This window comes from Paraburkholderia lacunae (assembly GCF_003353175.1).
Classification (GTDB): domain Bacteria; phylum Pseudomonadota; class Gammaproteobacteria; order Burkholderiales; family Burkholderiaceae; genus Paraburkholderia; species Paraburkholderia lacunae.
On the sequence record NZ_QHKS01000010.1, the window covers coordinates 87,472 to 109,448 of the forward strand.

Sequence of the window (21,977 nt, forward strand, 5' to 3'; positions counted from 1 at the left end):
ACAGAGGTACTTTGATAGTTGGGGGCGGAGATGAAGCTAGAAGGACAGACGTACGAGAGTATTACAGCGGACTTTGCGTGGAATATCCCTGCAAACTACAACATCGGTGTGGACGCCTGCGACAAGTGGGCCGACGGTAGCGGGCGCCTTGCCCTCATTTATGAGGACCATGATGGGAAGGCGACGAAGTATTCGTTCGATCAGTTGAAGTCGCTGTCGGACCGTTTTGCAAATTCGCTTCTGCGTCATGGTGCGCGCCGTGGTGACAGGGTCGCGATTTTCCTTCCTCAGTCTGCTGAAACGGCGATAGCGCATCTGGCTGTGTACAAAGCGGGCATGATTGCGGTTCCACTCTTTGCCTTGTTCGGCGTCGATGCTATTGAGCACCGCTTGGGCGACAGCGGCACCGTCGCACTAGTTACCGATCTTTCAGGCATCGAGAAATTACGGGAAATCCGACAGTCGCTGCCAGAACTGCAAAGCATTTACAACGTCGACGGTGGAGAGGCGGGAACTCAAGCGGGGAATTATTCGTTCTGGGGCGAGTTGGAAGCTTCGTCCGGTGATTTCACGCCCGCCCAAACGACGGCCGATGACCCCGCCGTCATTATTTATACGTCTGGAACTACCGGAAAATCTAAAGGGGCGCTTCATGCGCATCGGGTCCTGCTGGGACATCTTCCGGGCGTCGAGCTTTCACAGCAAGGATTTCCGACCGACGCAACCTTGATGTGGACCCCTGCTGATTGGGCCTGGATTGGGGGGCTCTTTGATGTCCTGCTGCCGGCGTGGCATCACGGCGTCCCGGTGCTCGCGAGGCGATTTGCGAAATTTGATGGGGAGGCGGCATTCGATCTGATGGAGCGTCACGGTGTATCGCATACATTTCTTCCGCCGACAGCTTTGAAGATGATGCGGGCTGTGGAGCGGCCGGAACGCTGGTCGTTGTCGCTTAAATCCGTTGCAAGTGGAGGTGAGACTTTAGGCGAGGAACTGATCGAGTGGGGCAGGAACACGCTGGGCGTGACAATCAACGAGTTCTACGGTCAGACCGAGTGCAACGTCGTTCTCTCATCTTGCGCTGCCCTCTACGAGCCACGCATTGGTGCAATCGGTCGGTGCGTGCCGGGGCATCGCGTTAAGATCGTTGATGATGCGGGACAGGAGCAGCCACCCGGGACGATCGGGAATATCGGCGTCGAGAGCCCTGACCCTGTCATGTTCTTGGGCTACTGGCGACTTGACGCGGCGACCCGCGAGAAGTATCGGGGCCGCTATCTCGTCACGGGAGATCTGGCGACCTGCGATCAGGATGGTTTCTTTCGTTTCGTCGGCCGTGACGATGACGTTATAACGAGCGCAGGATACCGCATCGGGCCCGGGGCAATTGAGGACTCTTTATTGCGCCACCCTGCTGTCTATATGGCTGCGGTTATAGGGGCGCCCGATAGTGCGCGCACGGAGATCGTGATGGCGTTTATCGTCCTCAACCCGGGGTTTGTCGGTGATGAAAATCTGGCGCGTGATATCCAGCAACATGTGAAAACCCGGCTTGCTGCTCACGAGTATCCTCGCGAAATTCGCTTCGTTGAAATCTTGCCAATGACCGCCACCGGTAAGGTAATGCGGAAGGAGTTGCGTCTGCAAGTTATCAGCGAAAATGGGACTTAGTCGTCCAGCGTACTCTCTGTTCCGAGCAGTCGAAACATCTAAGTACAGAGGAAATCATCGAGCTAAAAAGGCCGCCTACAAACGCTTTCCTCGCTCAGCGTTTTACTAGCGCTCAAAGATGTGATGGGAGACGTCATAGAGACTTGACCGCTCGCGCAGCTGTCACACGGTAGCTCGGGTGACGGTCCTCGGGCGCATCGCACACGTTGCAAACGCCTGTAGGCAAGGCTCCGGTCGAGCGGAAAAGCGCCTTGATTCCAGCGGCCGGAGTCCGACCATCACCAGCCATTCGACGCGAGTATAGCCACCGGCTGCAAAGGGTCGCGTGCTACCGATCACAGACTTACGCGGCTCACATTGCGTATGCCCTTTGCATGAGGCAGCACGTGGCCAGTTTCCGCGGCTCGTCACCATACACAGGATGTCATTCGAGCGGCCGCTTCGCACCCGAAGGCGGCCGATGTTGCGTTCAAGTAAGCGGATTAAGCGAACGGTTCATGGCGATGACATCGTCATGGCTCGGGTTGGGCCCGAGCCTGACGAACAGTTCAGGCATTTGATCGCGCTTTTTCGGCGCGTCACCCTTGACAGCTGCGGCGAGCCCCTTGCGCATCATCTCCGCGCCGTAGTCGCAACAATAGGCGGGTGTCGACGGCTGGTGCCGCCAGGATTGTTCAAGCGGACCGGCATCGACGGGATCAAATCCGGCCTCATTCACAAGTGTCGTAACGATCTGCTTCGACCTGGAGTTGTCACCCGCTACGGCCACGGCCAGGCGACCAGGCGTCCCCTCTGGAACACCAAGCTCTGCAAGCGAATACGCCAGGATATTGTTGAAGGCTTTGATCACAGGGCGGCCGAGTTGCTTCGACACCCACGCGCTTTCAGGCATTCCCTCATCGATCTCCGGGATCCGCTGGTCGCGCAAGCCGGGGTAGTAATTACTCGTATCGACGATCGGCACCTCCGGAGGAACCGCCTCAAACAGGCTTGTGGGAAGATGGGCCATGGCGGGAAGCGGGATCGCAAGGATGATCACCTCAGCGCCCCCGACCGCGCCATTTACATCAACGGCTGTTGCACCGATTCCATCAGCAAAGCCTCGAACGCCATCCGGTCCTTTTGAGTTCGCCACTCGGATGGTGTGCCCTGCGGCCTTCAGCTTGCGAGCGATCGTGGCGCCAATGTTGCCGATACCAATGATGCCAATTTCCATGTTCTACCTCTCGTGCGCAGGAGTAGGAGATTCCATCGGTCTGGACGCGGGAATTCATCGCTCGCCCAAGCCGACGTTTGCGGATTCAGCTATGGATACGTGCGCCGAATTTTTAAGAACAACGGCATATGCAGTTCCGCCCCTCGTGTGAAATCGGAGCGATGATTTCAGGCGAGTCCAAGTGCCTTTCTCAGGCTGGAATCGACGGGAGCGGCCGGCATGAAACGGCGCAATTTGCTCAGGAGAGTTGCCTGTCCGGCCGGAGTGCGACGCATGCGCCAGTTCCCGAGCGCCGCTGCGACAATCGTGTTTGCCACGCCATCGGGCTCAGGGGCGCCCTTGACACTGTTAGCGACAGAGCGCGATGCGATGTCGCGTTCGCGATCATAGTCGGCAATTGGTGAGCTTGCCTGAGGCGAATTGGCGTCCAGACTGGTCCGCGTATAGGACGGCTCGACGAGCGTGACGCGGATGCCGAACTGACGCACCTCGTGATCGAGCGTTTCAGACAGTCCTTCCACGGCATGCTTGGAAGCCGAATAAAGTCCCATGTACGGAGCCGGCAGAAAACCGAGCACGGAACTGACATTGACGATTCTTCCGTGACGTTGCGTTCGCATGTGCGGAAGGACTGCCTGTGTCGTGCGCAGTACACCGAATACGTTGGTATCGAACAGAGACGCCGCTTCTGTGATCGCGGTTTCCTCCACTGCGCCGATCATGTTCATGCCCGCGTTGTTCACCAGTACATCGATGCGGCCGGCCCGGTCGATGATGGATTGAATGCCGAGTTGAACAGAAGCGTCGTCGCGAATATCCATCTCGATAAGCTCGACTCCAGGTAGTGGGGTCGCTTTGGTTAAACGGCGCACGGTGCCGAATACCCGGCATCCCCGTTTCGCAAACTTTTCAGCGGCAGCGCGTCCGATACCCGATGAGACGCCAGTTACAACGACAACGGTGGAATTCGACATAGCAGTTCCCTTCGATACAGGTGATTTGGAACAGGAAGGCAGATCAGCAGCCGGATTGGTCTTGCGGTTAAGGTTCACTTGTGCCAGAGGTGAGAAGAGTCGGACGAATACGCTACCTTTTACGCCTGTGACCAGGGCAACGCAGTCTCCGATCGTCATCTCGTTTCCTCGCTGCGCGGCGTTGTTTACCTCTGACCGGCGGGCAAGTCCTCAAACATCTGTTCCACAGGCTGGGCCTGTTTGTGACGGTCTTTCCGACCGTCCGTATTGCCCGGCCTGATCTTGAACCAGATGGAATACATGGCCGGCAGGAACACCAGGGTCAGAATCGTCCCTGCAAAAGTGCCGCCGATCAGCGTGTAAGCGAGGGTTCCCCAGAACACCGAATGGGTTAGCGGAATGAAGGCCAGGATCGCCGCCAGCGCGGTCAGAATCACCGGTCGGGCACGCTGCACGGTTGCTTCGACAACTGCGTGGAACGGATCAAGGCCCGCCCGTTCGTTCTGGTGGATCTGCCCGATCAGAATCAGCGTGTTGCGCATCAGGATTCCCGACAGCGCAATCAGGCCGACCAGCGCATTGATGCCGAATGGCTGCCGGAAAAGAATCAGGGTTGGCACGACGCCGATCAGCCCCAACGGACTGGTCAGGAACACCATGACCATCGCGGAGATCGAGCGCACCTGGAAGATGATGATCAGCAGGGTGATCGCCAGCATGATCGGAAATAGCGGCAACATGGCTACCGTCGCTTTGCCTGATTCTTCGATGGAGCCGGCCTGCTCGATGCGGTAGCCGCCCGGCAGCCTGTCCATGACGGGCTGGAGCTGCCTGGTGATCGCCGCCGATACATCCGGCGGCTGCAGGTCATCGGCGATGTCGCCCCGCACGGTGATCGTCGGCATGCGATCGCGACGGCGCATGATCGGCTCCTCCATGCGCACGTCGACCTTGCCCACCTGTGAGAGCGGAATGCGCTGCCCGTTGGCGCCAGCCAGCGTGAAGTCGCCGATCCTGGCCGGATCGAGACGGACGTCGCCGGCCGAACGCGCAATGACCTGCACTGTTCGGATGTCCTCACGCACCGTAGTGACAGGGACACCGGTCAGCAGGAATTGCAGTTGTTGCGCCACCGCGCTGGAGGTCAGTCCCACCGCCTGCAACCGGTCCTGCTGCAAGGTGAAGTGCAGCGTGGGCGTGCGCGTGCCCCAGTCAGCGTTGACCGTGCGCATCATCGGACTGGCATCCATCACCTGCTGAACCTGAGCCGCAATACCGCGTAGCCTGTCCGGGTCCGGACCAGTGACCCGGTAGGCGACCGGGAACGGCGAATACGGGCCGAATACGAGTTGTGTGACGCGTACGCGCGCCTCGGACGCGAGACCGTTTGCGATCGCCTGGCGCAGTCGCTGCTTCAACGCGTCGCGCTCATCCTGGCTGTCTGTGCGCACCACGATCTTGGCAAACGACGGATCAGGCAGTTCCGGTCCCATCGCCAGATAGAAGCGCGGCGCGCCCTGGCCGACGTAGGCGGTGACGATCCGGGCTTCCTTCTGTCTGGCCAGCCAGGCTTCCACCTTTGCCGTGGCGGCGCTGGTCTGGGCGATCGACGTGCCATAGGGCATCTGCACTTCGACCAGCACTTCAGGGCGGTCGGAGATCGGGAAGAACTGTTTCTTGACCACCGACATACCGAGTATGGCCACGACAAAGAGGCCCACCACCGAGCCGGCGACCAGCCATTTGCGCCCGATGACGCGCCCCAGCAGTTGACGGAAACGGTTGTAGCGCGGCGTGTCGTAGATTGCGCCGTGGCCACCATCGACCTTCCTGAAGTCGGGTAGCAGCTTGACGCCCAGGTAGGGTGTGAAAACCACTGCGACTACCCAGGACACGATCAGTGCAATGCCAACGATCCAGAACATGTTGCTGGTGTACTCGCCCGCGGTGGATCGGGCGAAGCCATTGGGCATGAAGCCGACGGCCGTGACCAGCGTGCCCGACAGCATGGGCGCAGCGGTGTGGCTCCAGGCATAGGCGGAGGCAGCGACGCGGCTGTAACCCTCTTCCATCTTCACCACCATCATCTCGATGGCGATGATGGCGTCGTCCACCAGCAGGCCCAGCGCCAGGATCAGCGACCCCAGGGTGATACGGTCAAAGTTCTTGCCGGTCGCGGCCATCACCACGAAGACCGCCGCCAGTGTCAGCGGCACGGCCGCCGCGACCACAAGGCCCACGCGCCAGCCCATGCTCACGAAGCTGACCAGCATGACCACCAGCAGTGCGGCGAAGAACTTGACCATGAACTCATCGACCGCCGAGCTGATGTTGACCGCCTGGTCGGTGACCTTGGTCAGGCTCATGCCCAGCGGCAATCCGGCGTTGATCGAACCGACCTCGCCATCCAGCGCCTTGCCGAGATCAAGCCCATTCCAGCCGTCGCGCATGACAATGCCCAGCAGCAGCGCAGGTTCGCCGCCGTTGCGGATCATGAACGTCGCCGGATCTTCATAGCCACGCTTGACGGTGGCAAAGTCCGACAGCTTCAGCGTGCGCCCCTGCGCCACCACCGGCGTGTCGCGGATCTTCTGCATTTCATCGAAGGCACCGTCCACGCGAATCAGCACTTCAGGGCCCCTGGTCTCAACGGAGCCGGCCGGCGTCAGCACATTCTGGCTGTTGAGCGCGGCGAACACGTCCTGCGGGCTGACGCCCAGCGTTGCCAGACGGTCATGCGAGAACTCGACATAGATCCGCTCCGCCTGCTCGCCAATGATGTTCACCTTCTTCACGCCGGGCACATGCAGCAGCCGCTGGCGCAGCGTCTCCGCGTCGCGTACCAGCAGGCGCTGCGGTTCGCCTTTGGCCTTGAGCGCGAACAGCGCAAAAGTGACGTCGGCGTATTCGTCATTGACCATCGGCCCGATGACGCCGGGCGGAAGGTTGGCTGCCTCGTCGCCGACTTTCTTGCGGGCCTGGTAGAACTGCTCCTGCACTTCCGAAGGCGGTGTACTGTCGAGCAACGTCAAGGTCGTGAAGGCGAGGCCCGGCCTTGTGTAGGTCTCCGTACGGTCATACCAGCGCAGTTCCTGCATGCGCTTTTCGATCTTTTCGGCGACCTGATCCTGCATTTCCTGCGCGCTGGCCCCAGGCCAGGCGGTGATGATGGTCATCACCTTGACCGTGAATGCGGGATCCTCCGCCCGGCCCAGCTTGAAGAATGAAATGAGCCCGGCCAGCGAGATCAGGCAGATCAGGAACAGGGTGATGGAGCGCTCGCGTACGGCGAGCGCCGACAGGTTGAAACGACCTTCGCTCACGGACGGGCTCCCTCGGTCGTAGGGGCGGCGGCCTGGCCTGCCACCCGGACCTGCTCACCTTCGCGCAGCAGATGCGCGCCGAGCGCGACGACCCGGTCGCCCTGGCTGAGTTGACCGGCGATGCGTGCGCCATCGTCGTCCAGATGCTGGATCGCAACCGGGCGCCAGGCAACCTTTGCCGGCTCGCCGTTGATGACCCACACCCCGGGCCCCTTGCCCGCATCGAACAGGGAGCCGATCGGCACCTGCAAGCCGCCTTGCGCCGAGGAATGTCCATCTGGAATCCGGATCGTGACCGTGGCGCCCAACGGTGCGTTGGCGAACTCCCCGTCCAGCACATACCGCGCCTCAAAGGTTCGGGTCAGGCGATCCGCCGCATCCGAGAGCTGCCGGAGCGTGGCCGGAACGCTAATGCCTTCCTTGCCGAAGAGCGCGGCTTGCGCGACCGAACCGACCGCAGGGCGCAGGGTTTCCGGCAACTGGATAACGGCCTCGCGGCGCCCGGCGTGTGCGAGGCGCACCACGACCTGCCCCGCGTTGACGACCTGGCCAGGCTCGACCAGCGTTTCCATGACGACGCCATCGCCATCTGCCACGAGCTCTGCATAGCGGCTCGCATTCCGGGCTACGTCGGCCTGGGCCTCGGCTGCGCTGAGCTGGGCTTTGGCCGCGTCCGCCGCCGCCTTGATCTGGTCGTAGGCCGAAGCCGAGATCGCACCGGTGCCGCTCAGATCGCGGTAGCGGGCTTCATCCTCCGCCGTCTGCTGCGCCCGCGCTCGCGCGGCCGCAACTGCCTCCTGCTGCGCCTGCGCAGCGAGCTTCAGATCGACGGGGTCGATGCGCATGAGCGGTTGGCCGCGCTGGACGGTTTGCCCGGCATCCACAAGCCGCTCGAGCACCTTGCCAGAGACGCGAAACCCGAGGTCGCTCTGCACCCGGGCGGCTACGGTTCCCGTGAACGAACGCGCCGCTTGAGTCGCGCTCTGGACGATGGCGACACGCACCATGGGCGCCTCGGTGCGCGGATCGGATGGTGCTTTTGCGCCGCAAGCGACCAGCGCAAATGGCAAGGCACAGACGACGGTAGAGGTGGCGAAGCGACGCGAAAGCATGAAAGTCCCATCGACGAAGTGATGACGGCTTCCATTATGGTTCTAGTGACCAATATAGTCAACAGTCACAATCGCATCGCTTCAAGGGGACAGACTGCGGAGCACCAGACTGGACAGCTGCGCCGGCGCCTCCACGGTGTAGTCGAAGCTGTGCTGCAGGATCAACGGGTTGAGGTAGGGGCGCATGACCAGGTAGATCGCCATCGTGGTCTCGTCCAGCGGCGTCTTGCGCTCGAAGTCCCCGCTCTGCCGGCCCTCCTGCAGGATGTCCTGAAGCAGCTTCTGGATGCGCTCTTCATAGGCGATCGTCGCCTGCCAGTGCTCGGTGGCGGCCGACGCGGCAATCTCGTAAAGCTTGCGGTCCTGGGAGAACAGGCGAAGGGTGGCCTCGACGATCGCCTTGAGCATCCGCCGCAGCTTCTCTGGCGGCCGGTCGGCCTCTTCAACGGCCGCTTTGACCTCGCCTTCGATTTCGCGCAGGCAGTTCGCGCAGATCATCTCGCCAATAGCCTGCTTGGACTCGAAGAACTTGTAGATATACGCCTTGGAAAAGCCGATGGCCTTGGCAAGATCGGAAACGGTTGTCTTCTCGTAGCCATACCGGCTGAAGTGCTCGGTGGCCGCCGCAACGATCTGATCGCGCACGTCGTGGTCGGCCGGGCCGCGAGCCGAAATGGGATAGGGGGCTGCATTTTTCATGGTTCCTAGCTTACCGCCGCTCTCTGGAATCGACAACAAGTGACTAAAGTGTATTATAGTCACATCACCCGTTCTCTTCGCCGGAAGAAGCTCATGCTGCCAAAACGCACCCTTGCCCTACTCATCGTCGCCAGCCTCTCGGCAGGCTGCGCCGTCGGTCCTGATTACGTTCGGCCCGACGTACCGATGCCAGAGCGGTTCCAGGGCCAGGGCGCGGTTGATCAGCGGCATGCGACGGCCACTGCCGACCTCGTCACCTGGTGGACGGGTTTCGGCGATCCGCAACTGACACGATTCGTCGCGCTTGCGCTGGAGCAGAACCTTGACCTCGTGCAGGCATCCGCTCGCGTCGCCCAGGCGCGTGCAGGACTTGGGGCGGCGAATGCCGCATTGCTGCCTTCCGGCAATGTCAGCGGCCAGGCAGCCAGAGTCTATCAATCCGTTGAAACGCCCCTGGGGCGGGTCCTGAACTCGACGCCAGGTTTCGACCGCTACGGCAACGATTACGAAGCCAATCTCAGCGCGAGCTGGGAACTTGACGTGTTTGGAGGACTGCGTCGTGGAAAGGAAGCGGCGCTTGCCGAGTACCAGGCTTCGGAAGCGGGCGCAGCGGCCACGCGTCTGGCTGTGGCGGCACAGACCGCCGACACCTACATCAGTATCCGTGGCTTGCAAGCCCGTCTGATCGTTGCCCGGCGGCAGGTGCAGACGCAGCAGGATCTGCTCTCAACGATCAACCTTCTGTATGGCAAGGGGTTGGCGGCCGAACTTCAGGTGAGGCAGGCCGAGGGGGCGCTTGCCCAGGTCCGGGCATCCGTCCCGGTCCTCGAGACGGGCCTGGACGCGGCCATGAACGCACTGGATGTCATGCTGGGCGCGCAGCCCGGCACGCATCGGGCGGAACTGTTCGAAGCGGGCGACATTCCGGCCGCCCCGCAGATCGGAGCCACGGGATCGCCGGGCGAACTGCTCAGGCGCCGGCCTGACCTGATCGTGGCCGAGCGACGCCTCGCCGCATCGAATGCACGTATTGGTGTCGCCATCGCCGAGTACTACCCCAAGCTCTCCCTGAGTGGACTGATCGGCAGCGCGACATCAGTGGCCAGCGGCGATCTGTTCTCGAGCGGCGCCAGCCAGGCGGCCGGCGTGCTGGGTCTGCGCTGGCGTCTGTTCGACTTTGGTCGGATTAATGCGCAGATCAGCGAGGCCCGGGGCCGGGAGGCCGAGATGCTGGCTGCGTATCGGCTTGCTGCGCTACATGCAACTGAGGACGTAGAGAACGCTTTTTCGGCACTGGTCAAGCGCGAGGAACAGGCTGCTGTACTCGCCCAGGGCGTGGATTCGCTCGGCCGCGCGCGAGGGGCTTCGTTTGCGGCCTATCAAAAAGGCGTCGTCAGCCTGATCGAGGTCCTGCAGGCCGACGAAAACTTGCTCCGCGCCTCGGATGAGCGAGCGGAGGCGCAAACGGAATCAGCACGTGCAGCGGTCGCTGCCTTCAAGGCACTCGGGGGTGGTTGGCAACCCGGCGAATCCGAGGCGGCGGTAGCCATCAGGTAGCAAACTACGCGCGCCTATAGCGCTCAAGGAAGAGCATGGAATTTCGCCATCTTCGTCGCTCCATGGCCATTGCTGAGGACTCCATTTCACCCGGGCACCGGAACGACTGCCTGTCGAACCGTCCCCGCCGTCACTTGCCATCAAGGAATGGAAGCGGAGCGTTTCGCCTGCACGACGCGCAGCACCCGGCTGATTCATGTTTGGGTGCGCTGATGGGAGTATTCGGTCCGCAACCCGCACGTCAACCCGGGGGATGGGCAAACGGATTTCATTACAAGGCTGGACGTCCAAAATTCAATAACGCGAATTACATGTACCAGATGGCTGGGTACCTTGTCGTATGCCACGCAAACGATTGACACGGGAAGAAGCCCGCAAACAGACCCGCATGCGTCTGCTCGACGCAGCGGCCTTGAGCATCGCCAGGAAAGGGCTGGCCGCGACCAGCGTAGAGGAAATCGCCGCCCGGGCCGGCTATACCCGCGGCGCGTTCTACTCGAATTTCAACAGCAAGAGCGACCTGTTTGTCGAACTGCTCCGTCTCGATCATCAGAACATCCGGGAAAACTTGCGCAAGCTGCTAGACGCCGCCCCGTCCAGCGAAGAGCCGCAAAAGCAGCTTACCTTGTTGTATGCGCGGTGTTATCGCGACGACAACCACTACGTCATCTGGGCTGAGGCACGTCTGCACGCCATGCGCGACGAGAAATTCCGGCAACGCGTGAACGTTCTGTGGCTGGAAAAGCGCGATATGGTCGCGTCCATCATCGAGCAGTTCTGCAAGCGCGCTAACATGCAGTTGCGAGGCCCTTGCGCCGACCATGCGCTCGCCGCTATCGCACTGATGGATGGTGTCCTCTACTACAACATGACCATGCCCAACGAGCTGCCGAACGCTTCGGCCGAAGCGGTGTTGTGCAACATCTTCACGAGGGTGATCTTCAGGCCGTCGTGCTGAGTGAACCTTGGCTTGATCTTGCCCGCTCTTCCACAGACATCCCGTTAAGCGACTCAATCCGTTACCCGCCCGACGCGTAAGGCGTTCACGACGCCGTTTCGGTTGTTCATCACTTGCCGAAGCGAGTGCTCACGAGCTACCGATGGGGATGCGCATCAGCCTCCGAAATACGCATGCGCCGGCCCTGCGACAGTTACGCTGAAGAGGCTTTAGCCAGTCTGGCGCACGCCGGGCACGTTCCCGATAGTGGCCTTCAACGTGGTGACTCAATTTGTCCGCAGGATGATGACTTTTATGCCGTCGAGCCATGTTCGTCAGCGTCAAAGCAAGGGTCCTTACGGACGAAACCAGCGTCTACACCGAGATCCCCGCGCTTCTTACCGCGTCAGGGGTTCTCGAGCCGTTGATCGACTACTTCCTGCACCGGAACCATGATCGGAGTCTGGAATGGATGCGGAAAGTAACACGGTCAATTCGACTCTTCCTCGAATACCTCCAGGCCAATCCTACTGAACGCGATCCCCATTGTCTGTTTCAGAACTTTGCGCAACGCCTGTACACGGGCACCTGCAATCGCGAAACCGGAATTGACTCCACCGGGTTGTGCTGGTCGCCCCGATCGCCGCACGACGCGGCGCGCATCATTACCCATTTGACCGACTTCTTCGATTGGTTGGGGGAGGTGCGATCCGAAGAATCAAAAATCAATCCACGATATGCCGGCGGGGTTTTCGACCGACAAACCGACGAAGCTGCCTATCAGTACCGGCGAAACAAGGCGTTCCTCGGACACACATGGGCAGCAAACGCGACTATGCAGTCGATAGGGCATCGGGTCCGCTATCGAAACCTGCCCACGGTCGATCAAGGTGAGCCCCCAGTATTTCCCGAAGACCAGTTTGAAGACTTGCTATTCAAGGGCTTCTGTACCGGGGATCGGTACGACTATCGTGGCATTCTGATTACCCTGTTGCTGCACGGCGCGGGCTTTCGAGAGTCCGAGCCTTTCCACCTCTACGTCCAGGATGTATTCCCAGATCCCTCAAGTCCCCGACAAGCCAAAGTCCTCATCCACCATCCGCACTATGGAGCCGCACCATCCGACTGGCGTGACGACCGGAGACAACAAAAAAAATCCAATCGCGCTGAATATCTCGCCCACCACTTCGGCCTGGTGCCCCGCACCGACCTGATGGATCGCCGTCATGCGGGCTGGAAAGGCGGCATGCACGATGGCGCCTACTACAAACAGGCGTATTGGTTTGTACCCGAATACGGCGAATGGTTTCTCGAGTTATGGCATCGCTACCTCAAACAGGTCGCACGCTTCGATCGGGACCATCCGTTTGCCTTCGTCAATCTTAAGCGAGAACCATTCGGGGCGATGTATACGCTTACCCAATACAACAAGGCTCACGCTGCCGCGTGCAGGCGCATTGGTCTCAACGTCGGAAAGGCTCTCGGGACGACTCCGCATGGGCACCGCCACGCCTATGGGCAGCGCTTGAAGCGCGCTGGCATCGACAAGGCACTGATCCGCCGCTTCATGCATCACTCGTCCATTGAAAGCCAGGAAATCTACACGCGAGCAAGTGCCCGCGAAGCCCGGATTGCACTCGATGCAGCCGTGCGACGGTTGCAAGGAGATCCAGTCGTCTCCCATCCAGGTCCAGCATATCCATGCTGACCAGCCGCCCGTAACGATTGAACAATTCCCATGGTAAAAATTTCTGCAACCAAGCCCAAAGGACGCCGCAAGGCCGCAAGGACTGAGCGCAGTAAGAGTCGCGATGCAGATCCGACGCTTAGCTGGGTCGAGGAACAGTATCCTGAGCTGGACGCCTGGCGCGTTTTGGCGTTGGAGTGGATAAGAGGCGAAACGCATAACCTTGGCCACAAACTCAGCGCGCTATCGCTCTTCCTTGAGCGTTACCTTTTCATCCAGAGGTTGCCTCTTGATCCGACCGTATTCCTGGCACAAACTACACATGTCCCCGAGTTCCATCGGACAGCTTGTTCAAATTCTCAGTATGGCATCAGCGCAAACAACCACGTCCACGCTTTCCTGCAATTCGTACTGCTGAGACACTTCAGTCAAATCGACGAGGCTGGCAAACCTGTAGTGATGCCGGTGTTCCACAACCCCGTGCCTCGCATGTCGAAAAGCGGATTTCCGAAGCGCGACGAGAGCGTGCATTCACCGCTACCGTACGGCTACATCGACCAATTGCGTCAAATCCTGGCAGCAGGACCACATTTTCGCGACTGGCGGTGGGCGCAGAATGCGCTCGGAGCGAGGCTTGGCTGCTATGGTGCGAATGCCCCCGACTGGTTTGATGTAACCGAAGACCAGATTGATCATGACGACCCAGACTGCGTGTGGCGGATACGCAAGTTAAGCAGGAACTATCGCGGCGGGCAGGTTTTGCAGATGTGGAGTCCAGTACGATGGGTTGCCATGCTCGTGAAGCTCATCCTACCGCTGCGCACATCCCAAGTTCGTGTGCTCGACTCTGGGGAAGCGGATACTTGGCGGTATGCATGTGGTAGATGGCAGGTGAACTTAGGCGGCCTTGCTCGGGGCAGCGAGTCCAGGCCTCTACAACAGGGGGTGTTCCGTGCTCTCATCGACGGTGAAGCATCGTCTGTGGTCCTCTACATCAACACAAACAAGACCGCCGATATTGCGAGGTCTAGACCCGAGAATGGCTATGTGATGCCGTGGACTCTCGGCGGAGAGGTGCATCAGAATGTTTTTTACTGGCTGGAGAAGCTGCGCGACTGGCAGGAGAAATACAACCCCGTCGCACGCCTGACATCATGGATGGAATTAGATCGCCGTCATATCAACGCCAAGAGCGATGTGCAATTGGCGCGTTATCCTGACATGTGCTTTCTGTTCCGGATGCGCGAGTCCCCGGCTCATATGCGCCATCTTCCGCTCAATGATGCGGCGATGGATCTATGCTGGTTTCGCTTGTTGGGAGACCTTGAACTGCGCCTCGCTGACCGGGCCGAGACTCATCGCAATGGGGCGCCGATTCGACTCCTCCCATCCACAGAAGAACAAGGAGGGCGAAGGACCTTGTTTCCGCTGCACAGTCTGCGCGTCTCCTTGATTACGGCACTGGCACTCGAAGGTCAGGTGCCGTTTCCGGTATTGCAAAAGCTCGTCGGTCATAGCCGCCTCGTTATGACCTTGTACTACACCAAGCCCGGCGCGACCTATATTCACGACATGTTGCTCGATGCGAAAGAGCGTCTGGAAGCGAACAAAGAAGCGAGCATCCAGAATTTTTTGCTCGACACAAGTCACGACGAGCTTCTGCAGAAAGCGATATGCAACAGTTCGTCCAGCGTCGGAAACATTATCCCGGAGCATCCCGCAGCGCGTAATCCCGTCGGCTGGATGCCGATGCACCACGGCCTGTGCACCGTGGGCGGCAACACCCATGACACGACGGAGAACCGAGCCGTAGGCGGATGTCACAACGGAGGCGCGTTGATTCTTCCGGGTACTCCTTTCAGTAATCCAAAACATGCCCCGGTCCCCGGAGGCAGTCGCAACTGCATTCGTTGTCGCTGGTTTGTGACTGAGCCGCACTATCTGCCGGCGCTCGCGGCGCACTTCAACACGGTCGCCTACCATTTCGACGAGGCGCGCAACACTTGCCTCGCCAGTGATAAGGCTCTTCTTGATCTGAAGAAGCAGAAGGCTGATTCTGAGGAAGCCGGACATGTGTTTACCCATCTCGATACCTTCCGACAGGCGGAACGTGTGTGGGAAGGGACGATGAAGCGATTTAACGACCTGGCTGAGGATTTGGCGGCCTGCTGGCGCCTGATCGAACGCTGTAAGTCCGCGCTCGACGTGGCACGCGAAGGGGACACACAGTTGGTGGCCGTAGGCGCTGCCACCGACGTGCACCTCGCGTTCGAGGAGACGGAGTCGGAATTGCTGCAACTCGCTGGTGTTTGCGAAAACGTTGAACTCTATCCTGATCTTGATGCTGGCAAGGCTGTATTCCGTCGTAGCCAGCTGCTCGACGCCGTGCTTTATCGCGATGACGTGCCGCCCATGTTCATGATGCTGAGTGAAGACGAGCAACTCCGTGCGGGCAATGCCTTTATGCGTCGTCTCGCACAGCAGATGAATCCGGCGAATCCGGTGCTGGGGCAGCGGCAAGTGATCAATCTGATGGACGCCGGTGAAAGCTTGAGCGAGCGATTTGGTGTCGATCTCACCGCGCTGCTGCCAAAGGGCAACTCCATTCCGACGTTCGCCCGCAAATCACGAACGCTCGCGGATTCGGACGCGCGAACGACATGACGATCGACCACCCGGACGTCGTTCTCGACACGCTGCTTGCCAAAGGCGGACGCTCTCATCGGCGCGCCAAACTAACGGCGATGCACGAGATTTGTCGCAAGCACCACGAATCAGGATCCCGCGATTTTTCGCTCCCAACCATCGGGCGCCTGGCCGAAACCAAAGGAATCCTGAAAGGACGCGTCCTCTACAATGCTCAATCAGCCGACTATCGCGTGCTGGTAGGGGCTTGGGCGACCCTTGTTGGCCAGCCGCCGCCGCAGGCATCGAAGCCGCTGGCAAGCCACGAATACCTGATGCGTATCAATGACCCTGCCATTCGCTCCATCATGCAGTCCGTCATCGTCGAGCGTGACAAGCTCAAGGCGGAAGTCAATCTGCTGAAGGCGAACACTCAGGTAATTGTCGATCGACGCCCGGTTGGTGTCCGCGTCGCTGGCGCCCCCACATCGCCACCCGTCATGCTATTCGGCAACGCCGAGCAACTCACGCCTTCCGAGCGTGAAGCACTTCAGAAAGCGATTTCGGCCACGCATCTTGCGGAGCAAGGATTGCGAGAGGGCACGCATGGCGAGATCGTGAACGACCACGCCCAGCGCGGCCTTGATTTGCTGAAGCGCGCCGCGAACCTGCGCTGCCATGCCGTACGCACGCACGGTCGGCTCCATCCCCTTGCCCGTACGCACAAATAGGTCGTCGCCGAGTACCTGCCGCAGGCGCGTGAGCGCGTGGCTGATAGCCGACTGACTGAGATTCAGGCGTTTGCCCGCCAATGCGAGGTTGCGGTCTTCGAATACTGCGTCAAACACGCGCAGCAGGTTAAGGTCAATGCGTTCTGAGGACATGGTCCTAACCCTTATTGTGAACAACGGCCTGTTGCGCGGCGTAACGACGGCAACTGGCCCCGAATGCCTCAAAGAGCGAGCGCGACATCCCATCGCTTTCCACCGTCACTTCCGGGTGCCACTGCACACCCAGTGCAAAGTCGTTGCCGTCGAGTCGATAAGCTTCAATCAATCCGTCTGGCGCCCGCGCCTCAACAGCGAGTGACGGCGCCAGCTCGGCCACGCCCTGCCGGTGAAGCGAATTCACACGCACGCGCTGCTCGCCTGTGAGTGCGGAGAGCCTGCCGCCGGCGGTGAGGTCAATGTCGTGCTTGTACCGATAACGGGTGGGCAAATCCTCGTTGGGGTCTTCAAGGTGGTCAGCGGCGTGCCCCGCCGCATGAATGTCGGTATGGAGCGTGCCACCAAAAGCCACGTTCATTTCCTGAAAGCCGCGGCAGATGGCCAGAAACGGCATGCCGCGCACGGCAGCGCCCCGCATCAGTTCCAGCGCGACATGGTCGCGTTCGGGGTCGACCAGCATCCCGATTTCGGTCAGGCCGCCATACCGCCGCGCCTCGACATTCGAAGCGCCGCCAGGAAAGAGCAGACCGCTCACACCGTCGAGATAGCCTTCGGTGGTCTCGATTTCCTGCGTGGCTGGAATCAGAACGGGGCTCACGCGCGAGCAGGAGATCAATGCCCGAATGTAGCTGTGCTTTGCGCTGTGCAGGTCGTGTTCGCCCACAAAGAAGCGGTCACATACCAGCCCGACGAGTGGCCGGCAGATTTCACCCGCGCTCATCATGCGACTCCCTGTGCAACGGGGACCGGCTGGTTCGCGAGTGCTTTCAGGTCGAAGTCGGGGTCAGCGAGCTGCTGCGGTGTCGGCTGCGCGCCATTTGCGAGCAGCTTGCGCGCGAGCATGTGGTCCTGTGGCCTGTTGATGCTGTCGACCGCGATGAGCTTCACGCCACGAAAGTAAAAGAGCGAGAACTTACGGTCTTCGACCGCGCCGCGCAGCACGAACTCTGTGAACCCGGTGTTCACCCCTGCCATCTGCAGTTTCAGGTCGTATTGGTCCGACCAGAACCACGGCAGCGCGCGGTACGGCTCCGACCGTCCGACGATGGAAGCGGCAGCGATTTTTGCCATATCGTTGGCGTTTTGCACCGACTCGATACGGCAGGCAGGCATGCCGGCGGGCGCCCAGTACGGGACGAACGAAACGCAGTCACCCGCGGCAAAAATCGAGGGGTCGCTGGTGCGCGCGAAGGAGTCGACAGCAATACCCCCTGCCAACTTCAGCCCACTGTCTGCCGCCAGTTCCGTGTTGGGAACGACGCCGATACCGACGACGACGAGGTCGCACATCAGGCGCGTGCCATCCTCGAGTTCGACCGAGCAGACATCGACCGTGCTATGCAGGGCCACCACCTTGCGACCGAACTCGAACGCGACACCGCGGTCCGTATGAGCGCGCAGCATGAATTCAGATAGCCACGGTGAGGCGACCCGTGCCAGCAGACGTAACTCCGTCTCAACGACGGTCACTTCGAGCCCCTGCTGACGCAGCGAAGCTGCTGCTTCAAGGCCGATGTAGCCGCCACCGATTACGACGGCACGTCGTGCGGTACGTGCCGTTTCAGCCAGCCGTCTCGCGTCGCGCAGGTCGCGCAGGTAGTGCACCGCCTCGTGCGCCGCGCCCGGACAGTCGAGCTTGCGCACGCGCGCACCTGTTGTCAGTGCAAGATGGTCGTACGTGATTCGCGTGCCGTCATGCAGTTCAACCTCTTTCCGTTCGCGGTCGATGTAGATTGCGCGCGTGCATGGCATCCACTGAATCTTCTCCTCCTCGAGGAACGCCTGCGAACGCAGGGGCAGTCGGTCCTCCGCATAACTTCCCGTCAGAAAGCCTTTCGACAGCGGGGGACGGTGATACGGCGCATCGGGCTCATCGCCAAGCAGCACGATATGTCCGTCGAAACCGAATTCCCTCGCGGACGCGGCAAGCTGGATGCCCGCATAGGATGCCCCAACAATCACAAGCGTCTGTTTCATGATGTCACCCCTGCTTCTGGGGAATCTGCACGACCAGACCACTCATGGCGGGTGTCATGACGAGCTGGCAGCTCAGCCGGCTCTCGGGACGGCGCTCGGCGGCCACGCCATCGAGCAGTTCCAGTTCGGACTCATCGGGCGACGGCAGGTCCGCTGTCGACGACGCGTCGACATAGACATGGCACGTTGCGCACGACAGGCAACCACCGCACTCGGCATCGATACCGCGCACGTTGTTGTGAATGGCAGCTTCCATCACACTGGTGCCAGCAGGCACCTCGATTTCCCGGCGCTCATCGTCGCGCAGAATGTAAGTGACGATAGGCATAACATCTCTCCTTTACGATGGAACACCATCAGAACGTTTCGAAATACTCCCGGTGTTCCCACTCGGTGACTTCCAGGTTGAAGCGGTTGAGCTCTGCTTCCTTGAGCTTGCAGAAGTAGTCGACGAATGCACTGCCAAAACCTTCGCGCAGACATTCATCGGCTCGCAGCGCATCGATGGCATCGCCCAATGTGCGCGGTAAAAATTCGGCCTGCGTTTCGTAGGGCGTATCCGCGGACGGCGGCAGTTCCAGGTTGCGTCGCAGACCATCAAGGCCTGAGAGCACCTGTGAGCCAAAGTACAGATACGGGTTCGCCGTCGGCTCGCCGACGCGGTTTTCGACACGGCTTGCCGGGTCGCTCGGGCCGCCGAGCACGCGCAGCATCACGCCACGGTTGTCGCGTCCCCAGATGGCGCGGTCCGGTGCATTCGAATACGGGCGATAGCGCCGGTAACCGTTGATGGTCGGTGTCGACAAGGCCGTGGCACCCTGAGCATGCGCGAGAAGCCCCGCCAGATACTTCTGGCCGGTCGACGAAAGGGGTTCGTCAGCACTGGTCGGCATGAACGCGTTCTTGCCATCGGCGGCATGCACGAGCGACTGATGCAAATGCCATCCGCTCGACACCACATTCGGAATCCGCGGGCGGCACATGAAGGTGGCGTGATAGCCGTTGCGCTGGCAAATCTGCTTGACCGCGCTGCGAAACAGAATCATGTCGTCGGCGCTGCGAATGCCCTTAGTGGGCGCGAACGTGAACTCGAACTGGCTCGGGCCATATTCGACCTCGAGCGAGCGTACCGGCAGCTCAAGCCCATCGATATTGCGACGAAGCAGTTCCATCACGTCGTCGACGGCGTCGTAACGCACCTCCGTCAGATACTGGTAGCCGTGCGAGAGCAGTTCGACGTCGGGCGGCGTACCGGGCTGCCCTGAGTGCTCGGGCTTCATGTTCTGATTGGTGACCTTGAAGACATGAAACTCGACTTCAAGGCCCGACATGAATTCGAAGCCGTGATTTCCGAGCTGCTCGAGCGTGCGCCGGAACAGATGGCGCGTGTCAAAGGGCACCGGCCTGCCATTGGCAAAGTAGACGTCGCACAGCACCCAACCGGTGTGCGGCGCCCAGGGCAGGATGCGGAACGTTTCAGGGTCGGCGACCATCAGCGTGTCGCAAGCACCCTGCATTTCAGGCATGTCGAAGCCACCGCCGGCGGTGAACACCGGGAACACCGTGCGGTGCGACGTATCCTTGGCAAAGAGCGTGGTCGTGAGCGTCACGCCACTCCTGAACGCCTTGATGGCTTCATCGACGACGAGCGTCTTGCCGCGCAGCAGTCCATGCTGGTCGGAAAACGAAAAACGCACCACCCGGACATCACTCTTTTGCAGGCGCTCCAGCAACGCTTTGTACGCAGCGTGCTGGGCGTCAGTCCACAAGCCATGGGATTCTACGAAAGACATTTTTGATTCGCGCGGCAACAGGACGGCCGCGCGCTCCATTCAGGTTGCGGGGATGGTCCTCAAGCCTTCGGCACCGGCCACGGGGCGGCCGTGCGGCGATTGATGTCCGACTCCTTCCAGTACTCATCCCAGCGGTCCGCCGGGCCAATGCCGTCGATTGACGCGGGGCCGGTCAGGTGGGCCGCCTGCTGCTCGTCAATCATCATCAGCGTCTTTTCGCCCGCTTGCGTCTTCTCAATTGCATCGACCAGCAGACGGCGGTAGGCGATGATGCCCTGGTCGGTGGTGCCGAGGTGCTCGCGCGTGCGGTCCTGGATGACACCCTGCGATTCGACGGCCCACTGGTCGTGGACGTTGATGTCGAAGCCCATGCCCGTGTACGTCTCGGTCAGCTGCTCCTGCAGGTTGAAGCCGTAGTTGTTGCGCTTGTTCTTGCGCGACGTGTAGTCGGGCAGTTCGTACAGTTCGAGACGTTGCTCGCGCATCTGCTGCTTGTTGGTCGGCGCGCTAAAGCTCGTGAAGATGGCGTACCAGTAGCAGTTCTCGTCGTCGACGGGCACGTGCCATTGCGAGATGGTCATTTCCGAGCTCATCGGAATCACGAATGCCTGCGGGAACACAACGTTGGTCACGCGAACATGCGTCTGCTCGTCATTCAGCGGCCGTTTGGCAATCAGGCGCAGGCCATAATCGGCGGGGCTCACGAGAATTTCGGGCGATTCGTATTCGCGCAACACCTTCGTAATCGGCATGTCGGAGTCCGCCGACGCGCCACGGAACTGCTTGCCGTAGCTCTCGCTCACGTCTTCGTCTTCGAAGAAGCGGTGCAGGAACGATGCATGAGCCGGGTCGATGCCGACTTCGAGCGCCTGCAGCCAGTTGCACTCGAAAACACCCTTAAAGGCGAACGTGTATTCGCCCGGCGCGGCGAAGCAGTCGAAATTCGGGAATGCCGGCGGCTCGCCCTTGCCGATGTAGGCGAAGAGGATGCCGCTGCGCTCGACGATGGAATAGGCGCTCTGGCGGATGCGGTTGCACAGGGTGCTGCCAACGGGTTCTCCCGGCGTCGACAGGCATTTGCCCTTGTGGTCGAAAAGCCAGCCGTGGAACGCGCAGCGGATGCCGCCGGCTTCGAGGCGGCCCGCCGCCAGGTCGGCGCCGCGGTGCGGACAGTCACGGTCGAGCATTCCGTAGTTCCCCTGCTCGTCCTTGAAGACGACGAAATCCTGCCCCATCAGACGCACGGCGCAAACCGGCCGCTCGGCAGGCAATTCATCGACCAGCGCCACTGGCTGCCAGTAGTTGCGCAACAGTTCGCCGGCGGGCGTGCCCTTGCCTACGCGCGTTATCAGGTCGTTTTGCTGGGAACTCATCATGGCTTTTCTCCGGTGGGGAAGGAATGCAGCACGCTTGACAATGTATGCATCTCGTCACTGCTTGAGACTGCAGCATATGTAGA

16 protein-coding genes and 1 pseudogene are annotated in these 21,977 nt (G+C 60.6%); 6 read left to right on the forward strand and 11 right to left on the reverse strand.

Features of this window, described 5'->3' with window-relative positions; all coding sequences use genetic code 11:
- Positions 1 to 30 precede the first annotated feature (30 nt).
- Positions 31 to 1,671, forward strand: a complete 1,641-nt coding sequence (locus DLM46_RS16930) for an acyl-CoA synthetase (RefSeq protein ID WP_115101897.1) — start codon at positions 31 to 33, stop codon at positions 1,669 to 1,671.
- A 469-nt stretch (positions 1,672 to 2,140) separates the two neighbouring features.
- On the opposite strand, the gene DLM46_RS16935 is transcribed toward DLM46_RS16930, so the two are convergent.
- The 5 genes from DLM46_RS16935 to DLM46_RS16955 form a co-directional block, all read right to left on the reverse strand.
- Positions 2,141 to 2,887, reverse strand: a complete 747-nt coding sequence (locus DLM46_RS16935) for an NADPH-dependent F420 reductase (RefSeq protein WP_115101898.1) — start codon at positions 2,885 to 2,887, stop codon at positions 2,141 to 2,143.
- A gap of 167 nt (positions 2,888 to 3,054) precedes the next feature.
- Positions 3,055 to 3,861 (reverse strand): oxidoreductase, encoded by an 807-nt coding sequence (locus DLM46_RS16940; protein WP_115101899.1) that lies wholly within the window; start codon positions 3,859 to 3,861, stop codon positions 3,055 to 3,057.
- A 185-nt stretch (positions 3,862 to 4,046) separates the two neighbouring features.
- Positions 4,047 to 7,184 carry an efflux RND transporter permease subunit gene (locus DLM46_RS16945; protein WP_115101900.1) on the reverse strand — a complete coding sequence of 1,046 codons (3,138 nt, stop codon included), beginning with the start codon at positions 7,182 to 7,184 and terminating at the stop codon, positions 4,047 to 4,049.
- Positions 7,181 to 8,296 (reverse strand): efflux RND transporter periplasmic adaptor subunit, encoded by a 1,116-nt coding sequence (locus DLM46_RS16950; protein ID WP_115101901.1) that lies wholly within the window; start codon positions 8,294 to 8,296, stop codon positions 7,181 to 7,183. The genes DLM46_RS16945 and DLM46_RS16950 overlap by 4 nt, the downstream gene beginning before the upstream one ends.
- An 81-nt stretch (positions 8,297 to 8,377) precedes the next feature.
- Entirely contained in the window at positions 8,378 to 8,995 is a 618-nt protein-coding gene (locus tag DLM46_RS16955; RefSeq protein ID WP_115101902.1) for a TetR/AcrR family transcriptional regulator, read from the reverse strand.
- A gap of 93 nt (positions 8,996 to 9,088) precedes the next feature.
- On the opposite strand from DLM46_RS16955, the gene DLM46_RS16960 reads away from it, so the two are divergent.
- From DLM46_RS16960 to gmtX, 5 genes are all read left to right on the forward strand, one after another.
- Positions 9,089 to 10,552: an efflux transporter outer membrane subunit gene (locus tag DLM46_RS16960; RefSeq protein WP_115101903.1), complete on the forward strand. Its 1,464-nt coding sequence runs from the start codon at positions 9,089 to 9,091 to the stop codon at positions 10,550 to 10,552.
- Between the two features lie 388 nt (positions 10,553 to 10,940).
- Complete coding sequence (locus DLM46_RS16965; protein ID WP_244306261.1) at positions 10,941 to 11,510, forward strand: TetR/AcrR family transcriptional regulator; 570 nt, start codon at positions 10,941 to 10,943, stop codon at positions 11,508 to 11,510.
- A 307-nt stretch (positions 11,511 to 11,817) separates the two neighbouring features.
- The gene (gene gmtY / locus DLM46_RS16970) at positions 11,818 to 13,197 is read left to right on the forward strand and encodes a gamma-mobile-trio recombinase GmtY (protein ID WP_115101905.1); all 1,380 of its coding nucleotides are present in this window, start codon (positions 11,818 to 11,820) and stop codon (positions 13,195 to 13,197) included.
- Positions 13,198 to 13,227: 30 nt separating this feature from the next.
- A complete protein-coding gene (gmtZ, locus tag DLM46_RS16975; RefSeq protein ID WP_115101906.1) occupies positions 13,228 to 15,840 on the forward strand; it encodes a gamma-mobile-trio integrase GmtZ in 2,613 nt (870 codons plus the stop codon).
- Positions 15,837 to 16,532, forward strand: a complete 696-nt coding sequence (gene gmtX, locus DLM46_RS16980; RefSeq protein ID WP_244306262.1) for a gamma-mobile-trio protein GmtX — start codon at positions 15,837 to 15,839, stop codon at positions 16,530 to 16,532. Before gmtZ ends, gmtX begins: the two co-directional genes overlap by 4 nt.
- On the opposite strand, the pseudogene DLM46_RS16985 reads toward gmtX, so the two are convergent.
- The 6 genes and pseudogenes from DLM46_RS16985 to DLM46_RS17010 form a co-directional block, all read right to left on the reverse strand.
- Positions 16,428 to 16,685, reverse strand: a pseudogene (locus DLM46_RS16985) (LysR family transcriptional regulator); the annotation flags it as partial. The gene gmtX and the pseudogene DLM46_RS16985 sit on opposite strands and share 105 nt — an antisense overlap.
- Positions 16,686 to 16,689: 4 nt before the next feature.
- Positions 16,690 to 17,472: a gamma-glutamyl-gamma-aminobutyrate hydrolase family protein gene (locus tag DLM46_RS16990; RefSeq protein ID WP_244306263.1), complete on the reverse strand. Its 783-nt coding sequence runs from the start codon at positions 17,470 to 17,472 to the stop codon at positions 16,690 to 16,692.
- Positions 17,469 to 18,725, reverse strand: a complete 1,257-nt coding sequence (locus tag DLM46_RS16995) for an NAD(P)/FAD-dependent oxidoreductase (protein ID WP_208866290.1) — start codon at positions 18,723 to 18,725, stop codon at positions 17,469 to 17,471. The genes DLM46_RS16990 and DLM46_RS16995 overlap by 4 nt, the downstream gene beginning before the upstream one ends.
- 4 nt (positions 18,726 to 18,729) lie before the next feature.
- A complete protein-coding gene (locus DLM46_RS17000; RefSeq protein WP_115101907.1) occupies positions 18,730 to 19,053 on the reverse strand; it encodes a 2Fe-2S iron-sulfur cluster-binding protein in 324 nt (107 codons plus the stop codon).
- 28 nt (positions 19,054 to 19,081) lie between these two features.
- On the reverse strand, positions 19,082 to 20,518 hold the full coding sequence (locus tag DLM46_RS17005) for a glutamine synthetase family protein (protein ID WP_115102056.1): 1,437 nt from the start codon (positions 20,516 to 20,518) through the stop codon (positions 19,082 to 19,084).
- 59 nt (positions 20,519 to 20,577) lie between these two features.
- Positions 20,578 to 21,894 (reverse strand): aromatic ring-hydroxylating dioxygenase subunit alpha, encoded by a 1,317-nt coding sequence (locus DLM46_RS17010; RefSeq protein WP_115101908.1) that lies wholly within the window; start codon positions 21,892 to 21,894, stop codon positions 20,578 to 20,580.
- Between the last annotated feature and the right edge of the window lie 83 nt (positions 21,895 to 21,977).